Genomic DNA, 21,984 nt, shown 5'->3' with positions numbered 1-21,984 from the left:
AGCACGTTTCTGATTTACACCTGATAAGGCGAACGTATGAAACAAAAAGTGGTGAGTATTGGCGATATCAAGGTAGCGAACGACCTGCCGTTCGTTCTGTTTGGCGGTATGAACGTTCTGGAATCACGCGATCTGGCGATGCGCATCTGCGAACATTACGTCACCGTGACCGACAAACTCGGTATCCCTTACGTATTCAAAGCCTCCTTTGATAAAGCGAACCGCTCGTCGATTCACTCCTATCGCGGACCGGGCCTGGAAGAAGGGATGAAAATCTTCCAGGAGCTGAAACAGACTTTCGGCGTGAAAGTGATTACCGACGTTCACGAAGCCTCCCAGGCGCAGCCGGTGGCCGATGTGGTTGACGTGATCCAGCTGCCGGCGTTCCTGGCTCGCCAGACCGATCTGGTGGAAGCGATGGCGAAAACCGGTGCGGTAATCAACGTCAAGAAACCGCAGTTCGTCAGCCCGGGCCAGGTCGGCAACATCGTCGACAAGTTCATTGAAGGCGGCAACGACAACGTGATCCTGTGCGATCGCGGCAGCAACTTCGGTTACGACAACCTGGTTGTGGATATGCTCGGCTTCAACGTCATGAAGAAAGTCTCCGGCAACTCGCCGGTGATCTTCGACGTTACCCACGCGCTGCAGTGCCGCGACCCGTTCGGCGCAGCGTCCGGTGGCCGTCGCGGCCAGGTTACTGAACTGGCGCGCGCCGGTATGGCGGTCGGCATTGCCGGTCTGTTTATCGAAGCGCATCCGGATCCCGCCAACGCGAAATGCGACGGCCCGTCCGCGCTGCCGCTGGCGAAGCTGGAGCCGTTCCTCAGACAAATGAAAGCGATTGACGATCTGGTGAAGAGCTTCGAAGAGCTGGATACGGAAAACTAATTTCCCGCTGTGATAAAAAAATGCCCTGCACATTGCAGGGCATTTTTGTTCAGGCGGTCAGGCGAATATCGTCATCAGGTAGGCGGCGAACAGCGCCAGATGGGCGGTGCCGTTAAGCACATTGGTGCGCCCGGTGGAGAACGAAATCTGACACAGCACCAGCGAGGCCAGCATCACAATCATCTCCGGCGCGCCGAGGCCGAAAATCAGCTCGTTGCCGGTAAGAATGGCAATCAGCGTGACCGTCGGCACGGTCAGGGAGATGGTCGCCAGCACCGAGCCGAAAAACAGGTTCATGGCGCGCTGCACCTGATTATTCATTACCGCTTTAATCGCCCCTAATCCTTCCGGAGAGAGGATCAGCAGCGCCACCAGGAAGCCGGTAAAGGCAACGGGCGCATTCAGCGTGGTCAGCAGCGACTCCAGCGGGCTGGCGTTCATTTTGGTTACCGCAATCACCGCAATCAGATGCACGACCAGCCAGGCCGCGTGCCACACGTTGCTGTGCGCGGAGGGCTTGCCGTGATGCGGGTCGTCATCGTCGCCTTCATCTTCATGCTCGTAAACAAACAGGCTCTGATGGGTTTTGGTCTGAATAATTAAAAACACCCCGTACATGGCGGCGGAAATCAGCGCCACCAGAATCGACTGGCCCACCGTGAAGTTGGCCTCTGGCAGCGCCATCGGGAAGACCAGCACAATCACCGCCAGCGGGAACAGGGCGATCAAATACTGCTTAATACCGAACAGATTCACATGCTGCGTCGCAAATTTCCGTCCCCCAAGCAGCAGCGCAAAACCCACCAGGCCGCCGGTGACGATCATAATGATGGAGTACAGCGTGTCGCGCATCAGCGTCGGCGCGGCATCGCCGGTGGCCATCAGCGCGGAGATCAAACTGACTTCAAGAATAACCACGGAAAGGCTGAGGATCAGCGAGCCGTAAGGTTCGCCCAGGCGATGCGCCAGCACATCGGCGTGGCGCACCACGCTAAATGCGCTGCTCAGGATCGCAACCAGCGCCAGCGCATTGATGCCGATAACCACTGGCAGCGACTGGCTGGCTCCCCAAAATGCCAGCACCGCCAGTGCTATCACCGGGAAAATGAGAGAGGACTCCTTATGGCGGGTTTTCACCGCCTCATGTACTGTTTTTGTCATTTTTTTACTCCAGAGAAGCAGGTATTGTCATTATAGTCATTGTGAGAAAGGTCAATAAAATAGCAAAAAAGCGTATGGTCACCGGGAATATTTACGAAGTTTTACGGCCTGTGTCGATTTTTCTCCTGAGAAGGCAATAAATCGTTATCTTGTTTAGAATTCATTTAACTAACAATCAATTAATAAGAAGGTTCTGACACTTATCCTGTTGGCTGGCAAACCCTGGCATCTTGTTCCACACTGTAAAGTTGTCCCTGAAAAGAGAGGTGTGTATGCCGTATAAATCCCGTAGCGACTTACCCGAAAACGTCACTAACGTTCTGCCTGCCCACGCGCAGGATATCTACAAAGAAGCGTTCAACAGCGCCTGGGATCAGTATAAAGATGCCGATGACCGGCGCGGCGACGCCAGCCGTGAAGAAACCGCGCACCGCGTGGCCTGGGCGGCGGTAAAACATGATTACCAAAAAGGCGATGATGAAAAGTGGCATAAGAAAAAATAAATCCACTGCTAATCGTTTGATAATCCAGGGCGTTGCGTCGCCAGCGCCCTGCAATATCCTCTCCATTGCGCCGAAATTGTGCCAAATCAATTTTTCAACTCTTGCCAGCGTTGGGTTAATTGCCTATCGTCTGCTGATAATGGCTTTCGAAATGAACAGCAGACAGGACAAGAGGGTGTCAGGGAAGCGTGGCAGTGGCGGAGGTATGAAGTGCTAACACGTGATTTCTTAATGAAAGCGGATTGTAAGACGGCTTTTGGAGCCATTGAGGAATCGTTATTGTGGTCATCTGAGCAGCGCGCGGCATCTCTTGCGGCGACGCTGGCCTGTCGGCCTGATGATGGCCCGGTATGGATTTTTGGTTACGGTTCGCTGATGTGGAACCCGGCGCTGGAATATGAAGAGTCCGCCACCGGTACGCTGCCGGGCTGGCATCGGGCGTTTTGCCTGCGCTTAACCGCAGGCCGTGGCACCGCCTGCCAGCCGGGACGAATGCTGGCGCTGAAAGAGGGCGGCCGCACCACCGGCGTGGCGTACCGTCTGCCGGAAGCCACGCTCGATCAGGAACTGGAGCTGCTCTGGAAGCGTGAGATGATCACCGGCTGCTATCTGCCTACCTGGTGCAAGCTTGAGCTGGACGATGGCCGCACCGTCAACGCGCTGGTGTTTATCATGGATCCGCGCCATTCGCTGTATGAATCCGACACCCGCGCCGCGATCATCGCCCCGCTGATTGCCGCCGCCAGCGGCCCGCTCGGCACCAATGCCCAGTATCTGTTTTCACTGGAGCAGGAACTCAACAAACTGGGAATGCGCGACCCGACGTTGGATGAACTGATTAATGCGGTTCGCGCGTTACAGGCACCCCAGTCCGACGCTAACTGGCAACCGGGGTTTGCATAAACTCAGGCAGGAACGTAGCTGATGGAGTGCTCCAGCGACTGGCTGTGACTGTCGATCAGCACGTTCCAGGTGCCGCTGTAGGGAACGGTGAGGTAAGCGTGCTTGCGGTTTTGCACGCTTAAAATATCCGCCGTACTGCTGGCAGCGCCTTTCGCGCTCATCAGATGAATGTGACAGGAATCGGAACAGCGCACCACCACCGTATCCCCACCAAACAATGTAAGACTCGTTTTTACCATCGCCATCTCTTTACCCTCTGCCAAAAAAAGACTACCCCCGTACGTGACTCTGTTCACAAATCACGCTTATGCATAACACCAAAGAGGGAGGGCGCGGATGCTGACTTTGATCAACGAATTTCATAATCATTAAACTTTAGTTATAAATTCCCGTAATACATTCAGAACCGAAAGAATTACGCCTGAAAAGTGAACAACCGGAGCGGGAAGTTCTGGAAACCTGCGGCGCGTTCAGCAAGCTATTTCGCAACGGGTGTCGAATCGCCTTACTCGTCTGGAAACTGCCGCAGCGGGGTGACTGCGGCAGAGCAGCCATTAAAAGGTCAGCACTTTATCCGCCGCCAGCGTCCACTGCGCCAGCTCTACCAGCGTGCCGATCTCCACGCCGTCAATCAGCGGCAGCCCGGTCACGCCGCGCCCGTCGGTGCAGGTCTTACACAGTTTCACCGGCACGTTCTGGGCGGTGAGGATCTCCAGCATCTGCTGAATGTTGTAGCCTTCTGCCGGTTTCTGGCCGCGAATGCCTGCCGTCACCGCATCCGACATCAAAAACAGTTTCAGGCTGATGTCGTCCTGCTGTTCGCGCAGGGCGATAGCCAGACGCAGGCTGTTAAACAGCGACTCGCTGCCGTAGGCCGCGCCGTTAGCGATAATCACGATATTTTGCACGTTAACTCCTTTGCCGTTTGGGCATGGTTATTGCTTTGTTAATTGCTGACCAGAGTAAAGCGGTAATGACTTCGGGAGTATGACATGAATCAACAGGGGCCACGCCCGCAATCCGCGCTGGAATGGTTTTACTATACCCGTCGCCAGCAACAGCAGCAGTTACAGCATCTCGCGCGGCTGGGTGAATTCGCCACGCTGATTAGCCAACTGGTGCATGCGCTCCAGCGCGAGCGCGGCGCGTCCAACGTCTGGCTGTGTTCCCGGGGCGCGCTGTTTGGCCCGCAGTTGCAGCACAGCGCCCGGCAGGTGGATGAGACGCTGGTTGCTTTCCAGCAGTGGCTAACCGAACACCACGCCCTGATGAACGGTAACGCGGCGGCGAAGCTGGCCTGCGCGCTATGGTTTCTGGAAGGATTAAGCGCCTTGCGGGAGGAAATCCGCACCCTGCGCATCACGCCTGAACAGGCCATGGAACGCTTTAACCGCACCGTACAGCCGCTGATGGAAATCATCCCGGAAGCCAACGATGCGCTGAGCGATCCGCAGGTCGCCCAGGCGCTGACCGCGCTGTACAGCCTGATGCAGGGCAAAGAATGGGTCGGGCAGGAGCGGGCGGTCGGCGCGATTGGCTTTACCCGCGGCGAGTTTGATGCCGCGCTGCGCCAGATGCTGGTGGACCGCATCGACGCCCAGCAGCACAGCTTTTCCACCTTCCTTTCGCTGACGCAGCCGGAACAGGCCGCGATGTTTCGCGACAGCGCAGAGGCCACCCGGGATATCGAACAGATGCGCCGCGAGGCCTGCACCCGCCTTCCGGCAAACCCGCCGTCGGCGGCGCGCTGGTTTGATATCCAGACCCGACGCCTTGACGCGCTGCGGCTGATCGAAACCCGGCTGATCGATACGCTTTCCGCCGTGGCGCGACGTTCGTTACAACATACAGTAGATGACGCACACACCGGTGAAACGGCCTTTGCCGCGTGGGTGGTGCAGCAGAGCAGCGTGAAAGCCGCGCCGGTGGAGCGTCATCTGCTGCCGCTGGTGCGCCAGCAGGCGCGCGAGCTGGAGAAACTCAGCCGCGAACTGAGCTCGCTTCAGGAAACACTTGAGGAGCGTAAAACCATCGATAAAGCCAAAAGCCTGTTGATGAACCACCAGGGCATCAGTGAAGAACTGGCCTGGCAGCAACTGCGTAAGCTGGCCATGAACCAGAATCAGCGGATGGTGGATATCGCCCGTTCGCTGCTGCTCAGCGCCTCGCTGTGGTCGGTCACGCCAGAGCGTTAGCTGCACACCGGCGGGGCAGAGCGTGACAGTTTATGGTGCGTTGGCTCACAAAAAAGCGCTGAAACCCCGGCAAACGGGGCCTGTATTTCTGGCACAGCAATTGCAATTCTGTTGATGACCACAACACAACGCGCAGAGAAGCCAACGGCGGCTTCCCGGCGATAAGGATAAAGGCGTCCTGCAATGTTCACGCATTGTTGGACGCCTTTTTTTATTGGAGCAGCCATGAGCGAAACACAACGAGGGCTTTCCCGCCGCCGCTTCATTCAGGCGGGAGCCGCACTGGGCAGCGTTATGATGATGCCGGGGCTGGCGAGCAGCATCCGGGCGGCAGGCTCTGACCAGCCGGAGCGCCAGCAGGTTAACGTCGGGTTTATCCCGCTGACCGACTGCGCGCCGCTGGTGATGGCATCGGTAAAAGGCTTCGACGCCCGCTACGGCATCAAACTTAATCTCAGCAAAGAGGCGAGCTGGGCGGCGGTGCGCGACAAACTGGTGTACGGCGAGCTGGATGCCGCGCACATCCTCTACGGCATGGTGTACGGGCTGGAACTGGGCATCGCCGGGAAAAAGCAGGCCATGGCGAGCCTGATGACCCTCAACAACAACGGTCAGGCGATCACGCTCTCCACCGATCTGCTGGACCAGGGCGTCCGCACGCTGGGCGATCTGCCGGGCTATCTGCGCCAGTCCGCGCCGGGCAGCTATACCTTCGCCCACACCTTCCCGACCGGCACCCACGCCATGTGGCTCTACTACTGGCTGGCATCCGAAGGCATCAACCCGTTTACCGATGTGCGCACCGTGGTGGTGCCGCCGCCGCAGATGGTGATGAACATGCGCATCGGCAACATGGTGGGCTTTTGCGTCGGTGAACCCTGGAATGCCCGGGCAATCAACGACCGCATCGGCTTCACTGCCGCGACCACCCAGGATATCTGGCCGGATCACCCGGAAAAAGTGCTCGGCTGCCGTCACGACTGGGTCGAACAGAATCCCAATACCGCGCGGGCGCTGGTCTCCGCCACGCTGGACGCGGCCCGCTGGATCGACGCCAGCGATGACAACCGCCGGGAAACCGCCCGGGTGCTGGCGAAACGCGCTTACCTCAATACCAAAGAGCAGTACCTCACGGGCCGGATGCTCGGCGATTACGACAACGGCGCGGGCCGCCGCTGGCAGGATCGCCACGGCATGCAATTCTTCCGCGACGGCGAGGTCAGCTATCCATGGCTGTCCGATGGCATCTGGTTCCTGACCCAGTTCCGCCGCTGGGGGTTGCTGAAACAGGAGCCGGATTACCAGGCCATCGCCCAACGCATCAACCGCACCGATATCTACCAGCAGGCTGCCAGCGCGACCGGCGTCAACCTGCCGAAAAACGCCATGCGCAGCAGTCGTCTGCTGGACGGCAAAATCTGGAACGGCGCGGACCCGGCGTCTTACGCCGCCAGCTTCGATATCTCGCATCAGGGGAGCAAAGCATGAAACAGCAAACGGTAACGCAGAGTGACGTTGTCACGTCAGAAGTAATTAGCGCGGAGGTGATCGCGCTGCCGCCGGTACAGGTGCGCAAGCGCCATCCGGCCCTGCGCGTCGCCGCCAACCGCCTGGTGCAGCGCCTGCTGCCAGGTCTGCTGGGGTTGGGGCTGGCGCTGGTGGCCTGGCAGCTGGTGTCGGTTAACAGCAAAGGCTTTCCCGGCCCGCTCAGCACCCTGGATTCGGCGCTGACCCTGTTCGCCGACCCGTTCTACCGCGAAGGGCCTAACGATCAGGGGATCGGCTGGAACGTGCTGGCGTCCCTGCAACGCGTCGGCATCGGCTTCGGGCTGGCGGCGCTGGTGGGTATTCCGCTCGGCTTTTTGACGGGCCGCTTCGTGTTCTTCGCCCGGATGTTCGGCCCGCTGATTGCGCTGCTGCGCCCGGTGAGCCCGCTGGCCTGGCTGCCCATCGGTTTACTGCTGTTCCAGCGCGCCGAACCGGCCTCCAGCTGGACCATTTTTATCTGCTCGATCTGGCCGATGGTGATCAACACCGCCGACGGGGTGCGCCGTATCCCGGACGACTACCTCAACGTGGCGCGGGTGCTGCAACTCTCTGAATGGACGGTGATGCGCCGCATTCTGTTTCCGGCGGTATTGCCGGCGATTTTGACCGGGGTGCGGCTGTCCATCGGCATCGCCTGGCTGGTGATCGTCGCCGCTGAAATGCTCACCGGCGGCCTGGGCATCGGCTTCTGGATCTGGAATGAGTGGAACAACCTCAACGTCGAAAACATCATTATCGCCATCGTCATTATCGGGGTGGTGGGGCTGATGCTCGAGCAGGCGCTGCTGTTGCTGGCGCGTCGTTTTAGCTGGCAGGAAAAATAAGGAGCGCACCATGAAACCGATTATTCAGGTCCAGAACGTCAGCCAGCGTTTCGCCACCCAGGGCGGCGATTTTCTGGCGCTGCAAAACGTCACCTTTGATATCGCCGCCGGGGAAACCGTCGGGCTGATCGGCCATTCCGGCTGCGGCAAATCCACACTGCTGAATCTGATCGCGGGCATCACGCTGCCGAGCGAAGGCGGCCTGCTGTGCGATAACCGCGAAATCGCCGGGCCAGGCCCGGAGCGCGCGGTGGTGTTCCAGAACCATTCCCTGCTGCCGTGGCTGACCTGCTACCAGAACGTGGCGCTGGCGGTGGACCACATCTTTGCCCGCACCCTGAGCCGCGCCGAGCGCAATGAATGGATCATGCACAACCTCGAACAGGTGCAGATGGGCCACGCCCGCGATAAACGTCCCGGCGAGATTTCCGGCGGCATGAAGCAGCGCATCGGCATTGCCCGGGCGCTGGCGATGAAGCCGAAAGTGTTGCTGATGGATGAGCCGTTCGGCGCGCTCGATGCCTTAACCCGCGCGCACCTTCAGGATGTGGTGATGCGCATCCAGCAGGCGCTCAATACCACCATCGTGCTGATCACTCACGATGTCGATGAAGCGGTGCTGCTGTGCGACCGGGTGCTGATGATGACCAACGGTCCGGCGGCGACGGTAGGGGAAATCCTTGATGTGACGTTGTCACGACCACGCAACCGGGTGCAACTGGCGGACGATCCGCACTATCACCAGCTGCGCCATCAAATCTTCCATTTCCTGTATGAAAAGCAGCCCAAAGCGGCGTGAGGAGAGCCTGATGACGACGCAACTGGTGATTGTCGGCAACGGCATGGCGGCGGTCCGGCTGGTGGAGCAACTGCTGCAACTGGCCCCGACGCGTTACGCCATTACGCTGATTGGCGACGAGCCGGGCGTAGCCTATAACCGCATCCTGCTGTCGCCGGTGCTCGGCGGGGAGAAAAGCGCAGCTGATACCACCCTGCATCCGCTGGCGTGGTATCAGGCCCACGGCGTCACCGTGCTGAGCAATGAACAGGTGCTGGCGGTGGACGTCGATCACCGCACCGTCACCACCCCGCGCCAGCAACTGCGCTGGGATGAACTGGTATTCGCTACGGGATCTGTGCCGTTTATCCCGCCGATTAACGGCCATCAGCAGCCGCACGTCCACGCGTTTCGCACCCAAAAAGATGTGGAGGCGATTTTGCGCCATGACGGCCCGGCGGTGGTGCTCGGCGGTGGGTTGCTGGGCGTGGAAGCCGCGGCGGCGCTGGCCCAGCGCGGTATGCCGGTGACGCTGGTGCATCTGGCTGCCCGGCTGATGGAACAACAGCTGGATGATCGGGCAGCCGGTCTGCTGGCGGAACGTCTGGAGGCGCGCGGTATCCGCTGCGTGTTGGGCCAGACGTTGACCGACATCGGCGAGCATCACGTCACGCTCAGCAACGGCGATGCGCTCCCGGCTTCGCGCGTGATTATCGCCACCGGCGTCAGGCCCAATAGCCAGCTCGCCAGCCAGGCGGGCGTGCCCTGCAATCGGGGGATCCTGGTGGATGGCCAGCTGCGAACCGCGCTGCCGGGGATCAGCGCCATCGGCGAATGCTGCGAATTTAACGGCGCCTTGTGGGGATTAGTGGCTCCCTGCCTGGCCCAGGCGGATGTGCTGGCGGCCCGGCTGGCGGGCCATCCGCAGGGCGATTTTCACTACCAGCCGCGCGGCACCCGCTTAAAAGTCACCGGTATCGATCTGTTCAGCGCGGGCGACATCAACCCCACGCCGGATTGCCAGGCGCTGACCAGCTATGACCCGCTCAGCGGCCACTACCGGCGCTTGCTGCTGCGCGACGGCAAACTCTCGGCGCTGCTGCTGATGGGCGACACCCACGCCGCGCCGCGCCTGATGAACCAGTTCCGGCAGCCGGTTGACCTCCACGCCGGGCTGCTTTTTGATATTGACCAACCGCAGCCGCTGGCTGCAGGAAGTGATGAAATGAGCAAAGCGACATTAGTGGTTATCGGCCACGGCATGGTGGGCCACCATTTCCTTGAGCAGTGCGTCAACGCCGGGCTGCATCAGCAGTACCACATCATCGTGTTTGGCGAGGAGCGTCACGCGGCTTACGATCGGGTGCATCTGTCGGAGTATTTCGCCGGACGTAGCGCCGACTCGCTTTCCATGGTGGAAGGGGATTTCTTTGCCGCCAGCGGCATCGAATTGCGCACCGGCTGCAAAATTGTCGATATCGACCGCGAACGCCAGGTGGTGCGCGATGCCGAAGGCCGGGAAACCTGCTGGGACCGGCTGGTGCTGGCTACCGGCTCCTGGCCGTTTGTGCCGCCGGTGCCGGGCCATCAGCTGCCGGGCTGTTTTGTTTACCGCACTCTGGATGACCTGGACGCTATCCGCGAGCGGGCGAAAACCGCCACGCGCGGCGTGGTGATCGGCGGTGGGCTGCTGGGCCTCGAAGCCGCCAACGCCCTGAAACAGCTGGGGCTGGAGACTCACGTGGTGGAATTCGCGCCCAACCTGATGGCGGTGCAGCTCGACGCCCCCGGCGCCGCGATGCTGCGCGAGAAAATCAGCGCCCTCGGCGTCAGCGTGCATACCAGCAAATCCACCAAAGAGATCCGCGCCACGGAAACTGGCCTGGCGCTGCATTTTGCCGATGAGCAGAGCCTGGAAACCGATCTGGTGGTGTTTTCGGCAGGCATCCGCCCTCAGGATGCGCTGGCGCGCCAGGCGGGGCTGGCGCTGGGCGAGCGCGGCGGTATCGTGATTGACGACCGCTGTCAGACCAGCGATCCGCGCATCAGCGCCATCGGCGAATGCGCCCTGTGGCAGGGCAAAATCTTCGGGCTGGTCGCCCCTGGCTATCAGATGGCGCGGGTGGCGGCGGCGACGCTTAACGGCGAAAACGCGCTGTTCAGCGGCGCGGATATGAGCACTAAACTCAAGCTGCTGGGCGTGGAAGTGGCGTCGTTCGGCGATGCCCACGGCGCGACGCCGGGGGCGCAGAGCTATCAGTGGACCAACGGCCCGGCGCAAACCTACAAGAAAATCGTGGTCAGCGCGGATAACAAACGCCTGCTGGGCGGCGTGCTGGTGGGCGACAGCAGCGACTACGCCACGCTGTTGCAGATGATGCTTAACGACATGGCGCTGCCCGCCCGGCCGGAAACCCTGATCCTGCCCGCCAGTTCGCCGAACGCCGTGAAAGGGCCCGGCGTGGCGGCGTTGCCCGACAGCGCGCAAATCTGCTCCTGCCATAACATCAGCAAAGCCCGGATCTGCCAGGCGGTCAGCGACGGCGCAACCAGCCTTGATGCCCTGAAAACCTGCACCAAAGCCGCCACCGGCTGCGGCGGCTGTAGCGCGCTGGTGAAACAGGTGCTGGATTATCAGCTGGAACAGCAGGGCGTGGAGGTCAAAAAAGACATCTGCGAACACTTCGCGTATTCCCGCCAGGAGATCTATCACCTGGTGCGGGTTAACCCTATCCGCAGCTTTAACCAGCTGATTAGCCGCTACGGGCGCGGTCACGGCTGTGAAATCTGCAAGCCACTGGTGGGATCGGTGCTGGCGTCGTGCTGGAATGAGTATTTGCTCAAGCCCGGCCATCTGCCGTTGCAGGACACCAACGACCGCTACTTCGCCAATATCCAGAAAGACGGCACCTATTCGATTGTGCCGCGCATGCCCGCCGGGGAAGTGACGCCTGACGGGCTGATCGCCATCGGCGAGATCGCCAAACGCTATAACCTGTACAGCAAAGTTACCGGCGGCCAGCGTATCGACCTGTTTGGCGCGCGGCTGGAGCAACTGCCGCCGATCTGGCGCGAGCTGGTGGACGCCGGGTTTGAAACCGGCCACGCCTACGGTAAATCCCTGCGCACCGTGAAATCCTGCGTCGGCTCCACCTGGTGCCGCTACGGCGTGCAGGATTCCACCGGGCTGGCGGTCGAACTGGAGCACCGCTACAAGGGACTGCGCGCGCCGCACAAAATCAAAATGGCGGTCTCCGGTTGCACCCGGGAATGCGCCGAAGCCCAGGGCAAAGACGTCGGCGTCATCGCCACCGAAAAGGGCTGGAACCTGTACGTGTGCGGCAACGGCGGCATGAAACCGCGCCATGCCGATCTGTTCGCCAGCGATCTGGATACCGCCACGCTGCTGCGTACCGTGGATCGTTTTCTGATGTTCTATATCCGCACCGCCGACCGGCTCCAGCGCACCAGCACCTGGATGGACAACCTGGAGGGCGGGCTGGCCTACCTACAGGCGGTGATTTTGCACGACAGCCTCGGCATCTGCGACGAACTGGAGCGCGAAATGGCCCAGGTGATTGAAAGCTACCAGTGCGAATGGCAAACCACGCTCAACAGCCCGGATCGGCTGGCGCTGTTCAAAAGCTTCGTCAACAGCGAGATGCCGGACGAAGCGGTGCAGCGCCAGATGCTGCGCGATCAGCCGCAGCTGGTGAGCGTACCGCAGCAGCAGGAGGCCGCGCCGACGTCGCGCCTGTGGCAGGAAGTGTGCCGCCTCGATGAGATCCCGGCGGATGCGGGCATTGGCGCGCGGCTGGGTACATTGCAGATTGCGCTGTTCCGCTTTAATGACGCGGTATACGCCCTGGATAACCGCGAGCCGGACAGCGACGCCAACGTGCTGTCGCGCGGCCTGCTGGGTGATGTGGCCGGGGAGCCGGTAGTGATTTCCCCCCTCTACAAACAGAAAATTCGCCTGCGCGACGGCTGTTTTCAGGGCAGCAGCCAGCTGGCGGTGCGCGCCTGGCCGGTGAAAATCGAGGCTGACAAAGTGTGGGTCAGCAGCCAGGCGCTGATCCTGCGCGCGGAGGCATCATGAGCGTTAAAACCACCTGCCCATACTGCGGGGTCGGCTGCGGCGTGGTGGTGACCCAAGCCCCGGACGGCAGCGTCAGCGTCGCGGGGGACCCGGATCATCCCGCTAATTTTGGGCGGCTGTGCGTGAAAGGCGCGGCACTGGGTGAAACGCTCGGGTTAGACGGGCGGCTGCTGGCGCCGGAAGTCGACGGGCAAATCGTCTCCTGGGATCGCGCGCTGGATGCCGCCGCCGGACAGCTGGCGGAAATTATCCAGCAGCATGGCCCGCAGGCGGTGGCGTTTTATGCTTCGGGCCAGCTGCTGACCGAAGACTATTATGCCGCCAATAAGCTGATGAAGGGCTTTATCGGCAGCGCCAGTATCGATACCAACTCCCGGCTGTGCATGTCGTCGGCGGTGGTGGGCTACAAGCGCGCGTTCGGTGCGGACGCGGTGCCGGGCAATTATCAGGATATCGAAACCAGCGATCTGGTGGTGCTGGTGGGATCAAACGCCGCCTGGGCGCATCCGGTGCTGTATCAACGGCTGGCGGCGGCAAAAGCGCAGCGGCCAGCCATGAAAGTGGTGGTGATCGACCCGCGCAAAACCGCCACCTGCGATATCGCCGACCTGCATCTGGCGCTGAAGCCCGGCACCGACGCCGGGCTGTTTAACGGGCTGCTGAATCTGCTGGCGCAGCAAATCCCGCCGGATACCTTCGACGGGCAACAGCTGGCGGTGGACGCGGCGGCGGCATGGCCGCTGGATCGCTGCGCGACGTTTTGCGATCTGCCGCGTGACGAGCTGGCGCGTTTTTACGACTGGTTCATCAGCGCCGATCGCGCCGTGACGCTCTACACCATGGGCATCAACCAGTCGTCCAGCGGCAGCGACAAATGCAACGCGATTATTAACGTCCACCTGGCGAGCGGGAAATTTGGCCGCGAAGGCTGTGGCCCCTTTTCGCTGACCGGGCAACCAAATGCCATGGGCGGGCGTGAAGTGGGCGGGCTGGCGAACCAGCTGGCCTGCCATATGGGGTTTAACCCGCAGGATATCGCCCGGCTGGGGCGCTTCTGGGGCAGCGAGCGGATTGCCGAAACGCCGGGGCTGATGGCGGTGGAGCTGTTTGAGGCGATGTATCACGGCGAGGTGAAAGCGGTGTGGATCATGGGCACCAACCCGGCGGTGTCGCTGCCCGACAGCGACCGGGTGCGCGAGGCGCTGCGTCGCTGCCCGCTGGTGATCGTCTCAGAAGTCTCCACGCACAGCGATACCCTGGCGTTTACCGATATCCGTTTTCCCGCCCAGGCATGGGGCGAGAAAAACGGCACCGTCACCAACTCGGAGCGGCGGATTTCGCGTCAGCGGACGTTTATGCCCGCGCCGGGCGAGACCCGGCCTGACTGGTGGATCGTCGCCCGGGTGGCGCAGCGCTTGGGTTTTAGCGAGGCCTTTAGCTGGCAGCACCCGGCAGAGGTATTCAGCGAACACGCCCGGCTGTCGGGCTTTGAAAACCACGGCAGCCGCGCATTTGATATCAGCGGGCTGGCATCGCTGAATGCTGAGCAGTGGGACAACCTGGCGCCGATCCAGTGGCCGGTGACCGCCGACGCGCCGCGCGGCACCGCGCGATTACTGGAAACGGGGCAGGGCTGGCATCCCTCGGGCCGATTGCAGTTGATTGCGGTGGATCCGCAAAACGCTCAGGCGCAAACCACCGCGCACTATCCGCTGTTGCTCAACACCGGGCGGATACGCGATCAGTGGCACACCATGACCCGCACTGGCGCGGTGCCGCGCCTGATGCAGCACCAGCCGCTGCCCTGGGTGCTGATCCACCCCGACGATGCGGCGCACCTGGGCATTGGCGAGCAGTCCCTGCTGCGGCTCTCTTCGCCGCGCGGCTGGGCGCTGGGCTTTGCCCGCATCAGCGCCGGGCAGCGCCCTGGCGAGCTGTTTATGCCGATGCACTGGAATAATCACTTCGCCAGCCAGAGCCGGGTCAACACGCTGGTGGCGTCGGTGGTCGATCCGCACTCCGGGCAACCCGAGAGCAAACAAACGGCGGTGCGCCTCCAGCGGATAAACGCGCCGTGGCAGGGATCGCTGTTTAGCCGATACCCACTGGCGATCCCTCAGTCAATGATGTGGTGGCGGCAGGCCGCGGGCTGGAAACTGGCGGCGAGCACCGGAGACGTCGGCTGGATTGAAACCCTCGCCGGGCGCGAAGGCTGGCAGTTGCAGTACGCCCAGGGCGACACCTTCGTCCATCTGCTGGCCTGGCAGGGCGCGGCTTTGCAACTGGCGCTGTTCCTTAGCCGCCATGAAGTCGCGCTGGATGAGCAAACCCTTGTCGCCAGCTTTGACGCGCCGGTCACCGATCCGGCGCGGCGTCACCAGCTGCTGGCGGGGGGCGGCGCGCAGCCAACGCCGCGCGGGCGCACGGTATGCAGTTGTATGGGGGTGAGCGAAGCCGCGATTTGCGCGGCTATCGCGGCGGGGTGCGACACGCCCGCCGCGCTCGGCAAGCAGTCAGGTTGCGGTACTCAGTGCGGTTCCTGCCTGCCGGAACTGCGGGCGCTGATCGCGTCGTCACTGACCAAAGCGGCCCACTAAGCCGGTGGCGGCCAGCGCATGGCCTTTCAGCGCGGCCAGCAGTTCTTCTTTGGTCATGCCCGCTTTCAGATTGGGATCCCGATCGGTGGCGATCAGGGTAAAGGTGTAATGGTGCGCCCCGGTGCCGGGCGGCGGGCAGGGGCCGTACCAGGTGGTGGTGCCGGGGCTGTTTTTCCCGCCGGTAAAGCCTTCTTCTTTCACCAGCGCATTGGCGGCAAAGCCGGTGGTGGAAGAGGGAATGTTGTAGGCCACCAGATGGGTGACGCCGAGGCCTTTCGCGCCTTCGGGGTCATGCATGATCAGCGCGTAGCTTTTGGTGCCGGTGGGGGCGTGGCTCCAGACCAGCGCCGGAGAGGCGTTTTCGCCGGTGCAGTTGGGGTTGTCTTTCGCATTACCGGCGAATTTTTTTTCCATCAGCGCATTATCGGCGAAATCCGGCGACTGGAGGATAAACAGACTGTCGGCATAAGCGACGGGCATCGCCAGCCCTGACAGCAAACAGAGCGCTGAAAGCAGTGACTTTTTCATCGGGGGATCTCACACGGGAAGATGTATTAAGCGTAGCGCAGGCGGGGGGAAAGCGTTTGAGGATAATCTGGAAATGAGGCCCGCTGCGGCGAAAAACGCCACGCTTAACCGATTCGTGGTTCAGCGATGCGCAAAGCTTAGCTATCATTACCCGATGGCGTTGTATAAATCACTCTTCACCCCTCTGCTTTTCAGCTTCCTGGTTACCGGAGGCGCGCAGGCCGTTCAGGGCCGCGATACCCGGCAAACCGGCAATCCATTCGATAACCATCAGGATACTCTGCCGGATCTCGGCATGACGCCCACCGGCAACAGCGGCGAGAAACATCTCGCCGAGCTGGCGAAATCCTTCGGCGAGGCCAGCCAGACCGATAACGGGCTGGGGATCAGCGAACAGGCGCGCGCCTATGCTTTCGACCAGTTCCGGGAAGCCGTCAGTGAACGGGTGGCGCGCGAGGCGCAATCGCTGCTCTCGCCCTGGGGCCAGGCGGAAGTGGATGTGCAGGTCAACGACGAAGGGGAGTTTACCGGCACGCGCGGTTCGCTGTTCACGCCGCTTATCGACCGCGACGCCGGGCTGACCTGGAGCCAGCTGGGATTAACGCAACAGAGCGAAGGGCTGATCGGCAACGCGGGCCTCGGCCAGCGCTGGCGCACCGGCGACTGGCTGCTGGGCTATAACACCTTCTACGACAGCCGGTTCGACGATCATTTGCAGCGCGCCAGCGTAGGCGCGGAAGCCTGGGGCGAGAATCTGCGCTTTTCCGCCAATTACTATCAGCCGCTCGGCAGCTGGCGCGACAGCAGCGCGGTGCAGGCTCAGCGCTTCGCCCAGGGTTACGATCTCACCGCCCAGGCGCGCTTGCCGTTTTACCGGCACATCAATACCCGCGTCAGTTTTGAACGCTACTTTGGCGATCGGGTGGATCTGTTTGATAACGGCACCGGCTATCACGATCCGCTGGCGGTGAAGGTGGGGGTGAGCTATACGCCGGTGCCGCTGGTGACCATCGACGCCCAGCACAAGCAGGGAGAGAGCGGGGTGAGCCAGAATAACCTTGGTCTGAAGCTTAATTACCGCTTCGGAGTGCCGCTCAGCAAACAGCTCTCCGCCAGCGAAGTCGCCAGCGCCACCTCGCTGCGCGGCAGCCGCTACGACGGCGTGGTGCGCAATCATCTGCCAGTGGTGGAATACCGCCAGCGTAAAACCCTGTCGGTATATCTGGCGACGCCGCCCTGGGTCCTCAGCCCCGGCGAAACCGTGGCGTTAAAACTCCAGGTGCGCAGCGTGCACGGCATCAAACGGCTGACCTGGCAGGGCGACACGCAGGCGCTGAGCCTGACCGCACCGCCCGGAGAAAACAGCACCGACGGCTGGACCCTTATTCTGCCTGCCTGGAACAGCCAGCCTGACGCCGCGAACCGCTGGCAGTTGTCGGTCATCGTGGAGGACAACAAAGGGCAGCGCGTGACGTCGAACCTGATTACTTTGCAACTCTCGCCGCCGGTGGAACTCAACGACGACAGCCGCACGTATCCGCTGCTGCCGGACGAGTGATCAGAAAATACGTTCCTGATGCACCCACACCGCCGCTTCGACGCGGGATTTAAGCTTCATTTTCTTCAGCAGGTGCTTCACATGCACTTTTACGGTGCTTTCGGTGATATCGAGACGGCGGGCGATCATTTTATTCGGCAGGCCCTGGGCGATATGTTTGAGGATATCGCGCTCGCGCGGGGTCAACTGGGTGACGTCGCGATCCGAGGTGGCGCGGTTGGCGCGCAGGCTGGCGGCCAGCACCGGCGTTAAGGCCTCGCTTAATACCATCTCGCCCGCCGCCGCCTGATGCAGCGCTTTCAGCAACTCTTCCGGCTCCATATCTTTGAGCAAATAACCGTCCGCGCCGCGCTTGAGCGCCGTCACCACGTCTTCTTCATGATTGGAAACGCTAAATACCACCACCCGGCCGGAAAGCGCTTTTTCACGCAGGCGGTCGAGGGTTTCCAGACCGTTCATACCGGGCATGTTGAGATCCAGCAGAATCAGATCGGGGTCGAGCGATTCCGCCATATCGATACCCTGTTCGCCGCTCCCGGCCTCGCCAACGACAGTAATGTCCGTCGCCATGCTGATCAGCTGTTTCACGCCGGTACGCAGCATCGGATGATCGTCAATTAACAGAATCGTTGCCGGTTCCTGATTACTCATGGACTTCTCCTCGGGCAGATAATTGGGGCGTGTCGGGGATAAAGGTCACCACCACTTCGGTGCCTCCGGTTTCCCGCCGCCGGACCTGACAGTCACCGCGCAGGCTTTGGGCGCGGTCACGCATAATGATTAAACCATAGTGGTTGGTACGTTCGGCGTGTTCCGGCACGCCGCAGCCGTTATCGGCAATCACCAGCCTGACCTGATGATTGTTCAGGGTGGCGGTAACGCTAATTTCGCTCGCGCCCGCGTGCTTCAGCGCATTGCTCAACGCTTCACGGGTGATTTGCACCAGGTGAATGGCCTGATGCGCCGGGACCCGACGCGGCGGCAGATGATAGTTCAGCGTCACCGGGAAGCCCAGCCGGGCGCTGAATTCCTGACAGCTGCCTTCCAGCGCCGGACGCAGGCCCGGCTCGGTCAGTTGCAGGCGGAAGGTGGTGAGCAGCTCGCGCAACTGCCGCCAGGAGCTGTTCAGTTCGTTGCGGATTTGCGCCAGTAGCGACTGGCTCTGCGCCGGCAGGGCGTCGCCCTGCATTTGCAGGCAGCTGACCTGCATTTTCATACACGACAGGGACTGGGCGATGGAATCATGCAGTTCCCGGGCGATGGCGGCGCGCTCTTCCATCACGATCAATTGCTGCTGGCGATCCTGCTGACGTTCCAGCGCCAGCGACGAGGTGATTTGTTCCACCAGGGTATCGATCAGGTGCTGTTGATCCTGATTGAGCGCTGATTTTTCCGGCAGCCGCGCCAGCAGCAGGCCGTAGCGGGTCAGGCCGTCCGCCAGCCGCCATTGCAGGGTGGCGTCGCTGACTTCCCCTTTCAGTCGTTCACGCGGGCACAGGGTGCAGCCTTTTTCATCGCAGCGCGTGTCCGGCTGCCAGGCGAACTCCTGATAGTTATCATCATCGCCGGTCTCGTAAATCCGCAGTTCGATATCCCGCAGCGGAGTCAGCTGTTGCAGGCGCGCCAGCACCGGGGCTAAGCGCTCGCACAGCGGCAGCGGGCTGTGCATCCGGCGGCTCGCGTCCCATAAGAAGGTCAGGATCTGGTTTTTGTACTCCAGCCCGGCGGTTTTTTCTTTCACCCGCGCTTCCAGCCCGGCGTAGCTTTCCGCCAGTTCGTCGCTCATGCTGTTCAGCGCGCGGCCAAGTGTCGCCATTTCATCGCGCCCGCTGGCCGTCACGCGATGGGAAAAGTTGCGCTGGCCAATGGCGGTCGCCATCACCATGAGTTCCCGCCACGGGCGCAGCAGCCGCTTGCGCAGCCAGATCACCGCCAGCAACAGCAGCAGGGTGGTCAGGATCGCCATGGTCCAGTGCAACACAATGACCCGGCTGATGCGCTGTTCGGTGGTGCGGTCAAGGCCGCTCACCAGGGCGTCTATCTGGCTGACGAACTGCGCCACGGCGGGTTTGACCTCCTCGCGGGTGTTGGCCTCCAGCAGCGCCGGTGCCAGTTGATCGCGCCACCAGGCGTGCAGGGCGTCAAGCCGTTGAGCTCCACCGTCGCGCTGGGCGATATGGCGCAGTTCCGGGTCCCAGGCGGTCTGTTCAATTTCCCGCATCAGGGCGCGGTCATCGCTTTTTAGCGGCACCGCCGCCAGCAGGCGATAGCTCTGCATACGCAGCGATCCGGCCTTGTTGATGGCGTGCGCGCTGCCCTGGATCCCCTGAATCAGCCACGCCGATACCGCCATGCCCGCTAATCCCAACAGGGCAAGCATCAGTACCACCAGCGCAAGTTGGTTGGCGAGGGTAAGCGGGGCGCACAGGCGTTTTATCATGGCGTTCAGTTTCCTGACGGGTCGCACAAACAGGGGCACAGGTAAGTAAGCCGTTATTCTCAAACATCGTATTAAGTATACCCATACCAACAAGGGGGTACTCCTTTATTGCCGGTGGGTAGGGCATTCATACACCGGAACGATTTACCCGGCGCACTGGAGTGAAAAACCACACTTTTTTGAGTCATCCTTGCTACTCCCTAAGGATAACAGGGGATTTTGACGCGCTAAACCGTCCGCTTATCCATTGATTTACATCAACTTACACGCACCGCGAACGCCTAAGGTGGCGGCAGTTATTTCACGTTTCTGAGGTATCTATGAGCCAATCCTCCGTGCCGACTTCGACATCAGGCCCGCTAATTACCGACTGGCGTCCTGAAGATGCCGCCTTCTGGCAACAGCAGGGGCAACACATTGCGCGTCGTAATTTGTGGATTTCCGTTCCCTGCCTGCTGCTGGCGTTTTGCGTCTGGATGATTTTTAGCGCCGTGGCGGTCAATCTGAACAAAGTGGGTTTTCATTTCTCCACCGATCAGCTGTTTATGCTGACGGCGCTGCCGTCGGTGTCCGGCGCGCTGCTGCGTGTGCCTTACGCGTTTATGGTGCCGTTGTTCGGCGGACGCCGCTGGACCGCGCTCAGCACCGGTATTCTGATTATCCCGTGCCTGTGGTTAGGGTTCGCGGTGCAGGACAGCACCACGCCGTTCAGCACCTTTATTATCATTTCTCTGCTGTGCGGTTTCGCGGGCGCGAACTTCGCCTCCAGTATGGCCAATATCAGCTTCTTCTTTCCTAAACAGAAGCAGGGCGGCGCGCTGGGCATTAACGGCGGTTTCGGCAACCTCGGGGTCAGCGTGATGCAGCTGCTGGCTCCGCTGGCGATTTCGATGTCGATTTTTGCCTTCTTCGGCGGCGGCGGTGTGGTACAGCCGGACGGCTCGACGCTGTACCTGGAAAACGCCGCCTGGATTTGGGTGCCGCTGCTGGCGATTTTCACCGTTGCCGCCTGGTTTGGCATGAACGATCTGGCCGCGTCGAAAGCGTCGCTGCGCTCGCAACTGCCGGTACTGAAGCGCGCGCACCTGTGGATCATGAGTTTTTTGTATCTGGCGACTTTCGGCTCATTTATCGGTTTCTCCGCCGGGTTCGCGATGCTGACCAAAACCCAGTTCCCGGACGTGAATATTCTCCATTTCGCCTTCTTTGGGCCGCTGATTGGCGCGCTGGCGCGTTCGGCGGGCGGGGCGCTGTCCGATAAGCTCGGCGGTATTCGGGTGACGCTGGTGAACTTCGTGCTGATGGCGATCTTCAGCGCCTTGCTGTTTACCACCCTGCCGACGGCGGGCCAGGGCGGCAGTTTTATCGCGTTCTTTGCCATTTTCCTGATGCTGTTTTTAACTGCCGGTCTGGGCAGTGGCTCGACCTTCCAGATGATTTCGGTGATTTTCCGCAAGCTGACCATGGAGCGGGTGAAAGCGGCGGGCGGCAGCGAGGAGCAGGCGATGCGCGAATCGGCCACCGACACTGCGGCGGCGCTGGGCTTTATCTCGGCGATTGGCGCGATTGGCGGGTTCTTTATCCCGAAAGCGTTCGGCACTTCGCTGGAGTTGACCGGCTCCCCGGCGGACGCGATGAAAGTGTTCCTTGTGTTTTATATTGTTTGTGTGGGGGTGACGTGGCTGGTGTATGGCCGCAAAGCCGCCTGAAAATAACGTTTTAAACGATTGTGTTATCCTTTGCGCGGCGTAGTCCGCGCTTTTTTTTGGGGCGCTGAGGGCGGGGGAATTGTTCCGTTCGCCGGAACGGGGCGGAGTTTTTTGTATAGTGGAAAGGTTCCGTTTAGTGGAATTGTTCCGTTCAGTGGAATTGTTCCGTTCAGTGGAATGGTTCCGTTCGGTGGAATGGTTCTGTTCAGTGGAATTGTTCCGTTCAGTGGAATTGTTCCGTTCGCCCGGG

At 61.0% G+C, this 21,984-nt stretch carries 17 protein-coding genes; 11 read left to right on the top strand and 6 right to left on the bottom strand.

Going from position 1 to position 21,984, the window contains the following annotated elements; genetic code table 11:
- Positions 1 to 36 precede the first annotated feature (36 nt).
- The gene (gene kdsA / locus GV764_RS03995; RefSeq protein WP_161659087.1) at positions 37 to 891 is read left to right on the top strand and encodes a 3-deoxy-8-phosphooctulonate synthase; all 855 of its coding nucleotides are present in this window, start codon (positions 37 to 39) and stop codon (positions 889 to 891) included.
- 57 nt (positions 892 to 948) lie between these two features.
- On the opposite strand, the gene chaA is transcribed toward kdsA, so the two are convergent.
- Positions 949 to 2,052 (bottom strand): sodium-potassium/proton antiporter ChaA, encoded by a 1,104-nt coding sequence (gene chaA, locus GV764_RS03990; RefSeq protein ID WP_161659086.1) that lies wholly within the window; start codon positions 2,050 to 2,052, stop codon positions 949 to 951.
- 272 nt (positions 2,053 to 2,324) lie between these two features.
- On the opposite strand from chaA, the gene chaB reads away from it, so the two are divergent.
- A complete protein-coding gene (gene chaB / locus GV764_RS03985; RefSeq protein WP_144129267.1) occupies positions 2,325 to 2,555 on the top strand; it encodes a putative cation transport regulator ChaB in 231 nt (76 codons plus the stop codon).
- Between the two features lie 210 nt (positions 2,556 to 2,765).
- A complete protein-coding gene (locus GV764_RS03980; RefSeq protein WP_161659085.1) occupies positions 2,766 to 3,458 on the top strand; it encodes a gamma-glutamylcyclotransferase in 693 nt (230 codons plus the stop codon).
- Between the two features lie 2 nt (positions 3,459 to 3,460).
- Here GV764_RS03980 and GV764_RS03975 read toward each other — a convergent pair whose 3' ends face one another.
- On the bottom strand, positions 3,461 to 3,703 hold the full coding sequence (locus tag GV764_RS03975; protein WP_161659084.1) for a DUF1883 domain-containing protein: 243 nt from the start codon (positions 3,701 to 3,703) through the stop codon (positions 3,461 to 3,463).
- 309 nt (positions 3,704 to 4,012) lie between these two features.
- On the bottom strand, positions 4,013 to 4,366 hold the full coding sequence (locus tag GV764_RS03970) for a DsrE/DsrF/TusD sulfur relay family protein (protein ID WP_161659083.1): 354 nt from the start codon (positions 4,364 to 4,366) through the stop codon (positions 4,013 to 4,015).
- 84 nt (positions 4,367 to 4,450) lie between these two features.
- Here GV764_RS03970 and GV764_RS03965 point away from each other — a divergent pair, with 84 nt between their 5' ends.
- From GV764_RS03965 to GV764_RS03940, 6 genes are all read left to right on the top strand, one after another.
- Positions 4,451 to 5,653 (top strand): nitrate- and nitrite sensing domain-containing protein, encoded by a 1,203-nt coding sequence (locus GV764_RS03965; protein ID WP_161659082.1) that lies wholly within the window; start codon positions 4,451 to 4,453, stop codon positions 5,651 to 5,653.
- Between the two features lie 225 nt (positions 5,654 to 5,878).
- Entirely contained in the window at positions 5,879 to 7,141 is a 1,263-nt protein-coding gene (locus GV764_RS03960; RefSeq protein WP_161659081.1) for a CmpA/NrtA family ABC transporter substrate-binding protein, read from the top strand.
- Positions 7,138 to 8,025, top strand: coding sequence for a nitrate ABC transporter permease (gene ntrB, locus GV764_RS03955; protein WP_161659080.1), 888 nt, complete (start codon positions 7,138 to 7,140; stop codon positions 8,023 to 8,025). Before GV764_RS03960 ends, ntrB begins: the two co-directional genes overlap by 4 nt.
- Before the next feature lie 10 nt (positions 8,026 to 8,035).
- Entirely contained in the window at positions 8,036 to 8,824 is a 789-nt protein-coding gene (locus GV764_RS03950; protein WP_161659079.1) for an ABC transporter ATP-binding protein, read from the top strand.
- A gap of 10 nt (positions 8,825 to 8,834) precedes the next feature.
- Positions 8,835 to 12,902, top strand: a complete 4,068-nt coding sequence (gene nirB / locus GV764_RS03945; protein ID WP_161659078.1) for a nitrite reductase large subunit NirB — start codon at positions 8,835 to 8,837, stop codon at positions 12,900 to 12,902.
- Complete coding sequence (locus tag GV764_RS03940; RefSeq protein ID WP_201743057.1) at positions 12,899 to 15,499, top strand: nitrate reductase; 2,601 nt, start codon at positions 12,899 to 12,901, stop codon at positions 15,497 to 15,499. The genes nirB and GV764_RS03940 overlap by 4 nt, the downstream gene beginning before the upstream one ends.
- Here GV764_RS03940 and GV764_RS03935 read toward each other — a convergent pair.
- The gene (locus tag GV764_RS03935) at positions 15,476 to 16,027 is read right to left on the bottom strand and encodes a YbhB/YbcL family Raf kinase inhibitor-like protein (RefSeq protein WP_161659077.1); all 552 of its coding nucleotides are present in this window, start codon (positions 16,025 to 16,027) and stop codon (positions 15,476 to 15,478) included. The genes GV764_RS03940 and GV764_RS03935 overlap by 24 nt on opposite strands.
- 154 nt (positions 16,028 to 16,181) lie before the next feature.
- Between GV764_RS03935 and GV764_RS03930 the strand changes: the two genes are divergently transcribed.
- Complete coding sequence (locus GV764_RS03930; protein ID WP_161659103.1) at positions 16,182 to 17,585, top strand: YchO/YchP family invasin; 1,404 nt, start codon at positions 16,182 to 16,184, stop codon at positions 17,583 to 17,585.
- Here the strand turns inward: GV764_RS03930 and narL are convergent, their stop codons facing one another.
- Both narL and narX read right to left on the bottom strand, forming a co-directional pair.
- Positions 17,586 to 18,236, bottom strand: a complete 651-nt coding sequence (narL, locus tag GV764_RS03925) for a two-component system response regulator NarL (RefSeq protein WP_161659076.1) — start codon at positions 18,234 to 18,236, stop codon at positions 17,586 to 17,588.
- Complete coding sequence (gene narX / locus GV764_RS03920) at positions 18,229 to 20,025, bottom strand: nitrate/nitrite two-component system sensor histidine kinase NarX (protein ID WP_161659075.1); 1,797 nt, start codon at positions 20,023 to 20,025, stop codon at positions 18,229 to 18,231. The genes narL and narX overlap by 8 nt, the downstream gene beginning before the upstream one ends.
- A 320-nt stretch (positions 20,026 to 20,345) precedes the next feature.
- Here narX and GV764_RS03915 point away from each other — a divergent pair, with 320 nt between their 5' ends.
- Positions 20,346 to 21,734, top strand: coding sequence for a NarK family nitrate/nitrite MFS transporter (locus GV764_RS03915; protein ID WP_161659074.1), 1,389 nt, complete (start codon positions 20,346 to 20,348; stop codon positions 21,732 to 21,734).
- Positions 21,735 to 21,984: the final 250 nt, after the last annotated feature.

It is taken from the genome of Atlantibacter hermannii (genome assembly GCF_009907385.1).
Taxonomy (GTDB): Bacteria; Pseudomonadota; Gammaproteobacteria; order Enterobacterales; family Enterobacteriaceae; genus Atlantibacter; species Atlantibacter hermannii_A.
The sequence above is the reverse complement of the archived record's forward strand: the minus strand, read 5'-3'. Positions and strand labels throughout refer to the sequence as shown.

What these genes read in the sequence shown, in the direction of transcription:
- kdsA (WP_161659087.1), top strand. Translation starts at nt 37, where the DNA reads ATGAAACAAAAAGTGGTGAGTATTGGCGATATCAAGGTAGCGAACGAC.
- chaA (WP_161659086.1), bottom strand. Translation starts at nt 2,052, where the DNA reads ATGACAAAAACAGTACATGAGGCGGTGAAAACCCGCCATAAGGAGTCC.
- chaB (WP_144129267.1), top strand. Translation starts at nt 2,325, where the DNA reads ATGCCGTATAAATCCCGTAGCGACTTACCCGAAAACGTCACTAACGTT.
- GV764_RS03975 (WP_161659084.1), bottom strand. Translation starts at nt 3,703, where the DNA reads ATGGCGATGGTAAAAACGAGTCTTACATTGTTTGGTGGGGATACGGTG.
- GV764_RS03965 (WP_161659082.1), top strand. Translation starts at nt 4,451, where the DNA reads ATGAATCAACAGGGGCCACGCCCGCAATCCGCGCTGGAATGGTTTTAC.
- GV764_RS03960 (WP_161659081.1), top strand. Translation starts at nt 5,879, where the DNA reads ATGAGCGAAACACAACGAGGGCTTTCCCGCCGCCGCTTCATTCAGGCG.
- ntrB (WP_161659080.1), top strand. Translation starts at nt 7,138, where the DNA reads ATGAAACAGCAAACGGTAACGCAGAGTGACGTTGTCACGTCAGAAGTA.
- GV764_RS03950 (WP_161659079.1), top strand. Translation starts at nt 8,036, where the DNA reads ATGAAACCGATTATTCAGGTCCAGAACGTCAGCCAGCGTTTCGCCACC.
- nirB (WP_161659078.1), top strand. Translation starts at nt 8,835, where the DNA reads ATGACGACGCAACTGGTGATTGTCGGCAACGGCATGGCGGCGGTCCGG.
- GV764_RS03940 (WP_201743057.1), top strand. Translation starts at nt 12,899, where the DNA reads ATGAGCGTTAAAACCACCTGCCCATACTGCGGGGTCGGCTGCGGCGTG.
- GV764_RS03935 (WP_161659077.1), bottom strand. Translation starts at nt 16,027, where the DNA reads ATGAAAAAGTCACTGCTTTCAGCGCTCTGTTTGCTGTCAGGGCTGGCG.
- GV764_RS03930 (WP_161659103.1), top strand. Translation starts at nt 16,182, where the DNA reads ATGGCGTTGTATAAATCACTCTTCACCCCTCTGCTTTTCAGCTTCCTG.
- narL (WP_161659076.1), bottom strand. Translation starts at nt 18,236, where the DNA reads ATGAGTAATCAGGAACCGGCAACGATTCTGTTAATTGACGATCATCCG.
- narX (WP_161659075.1), bottom strand. Translation starts at nt 20,025, where the DNA reads ATGATAAAACGCCTGTGCGCCCCGCTTACCCTCGCCAACCAACTTGCG.
- GV764_RS03915 (WP_161659074.1), top strand. Translation starts at nt 20,346, where the DNA reads ATGAGCCAATCCTCCGTGCCGACTTCGACATCAGGCCCGCTAATTACC.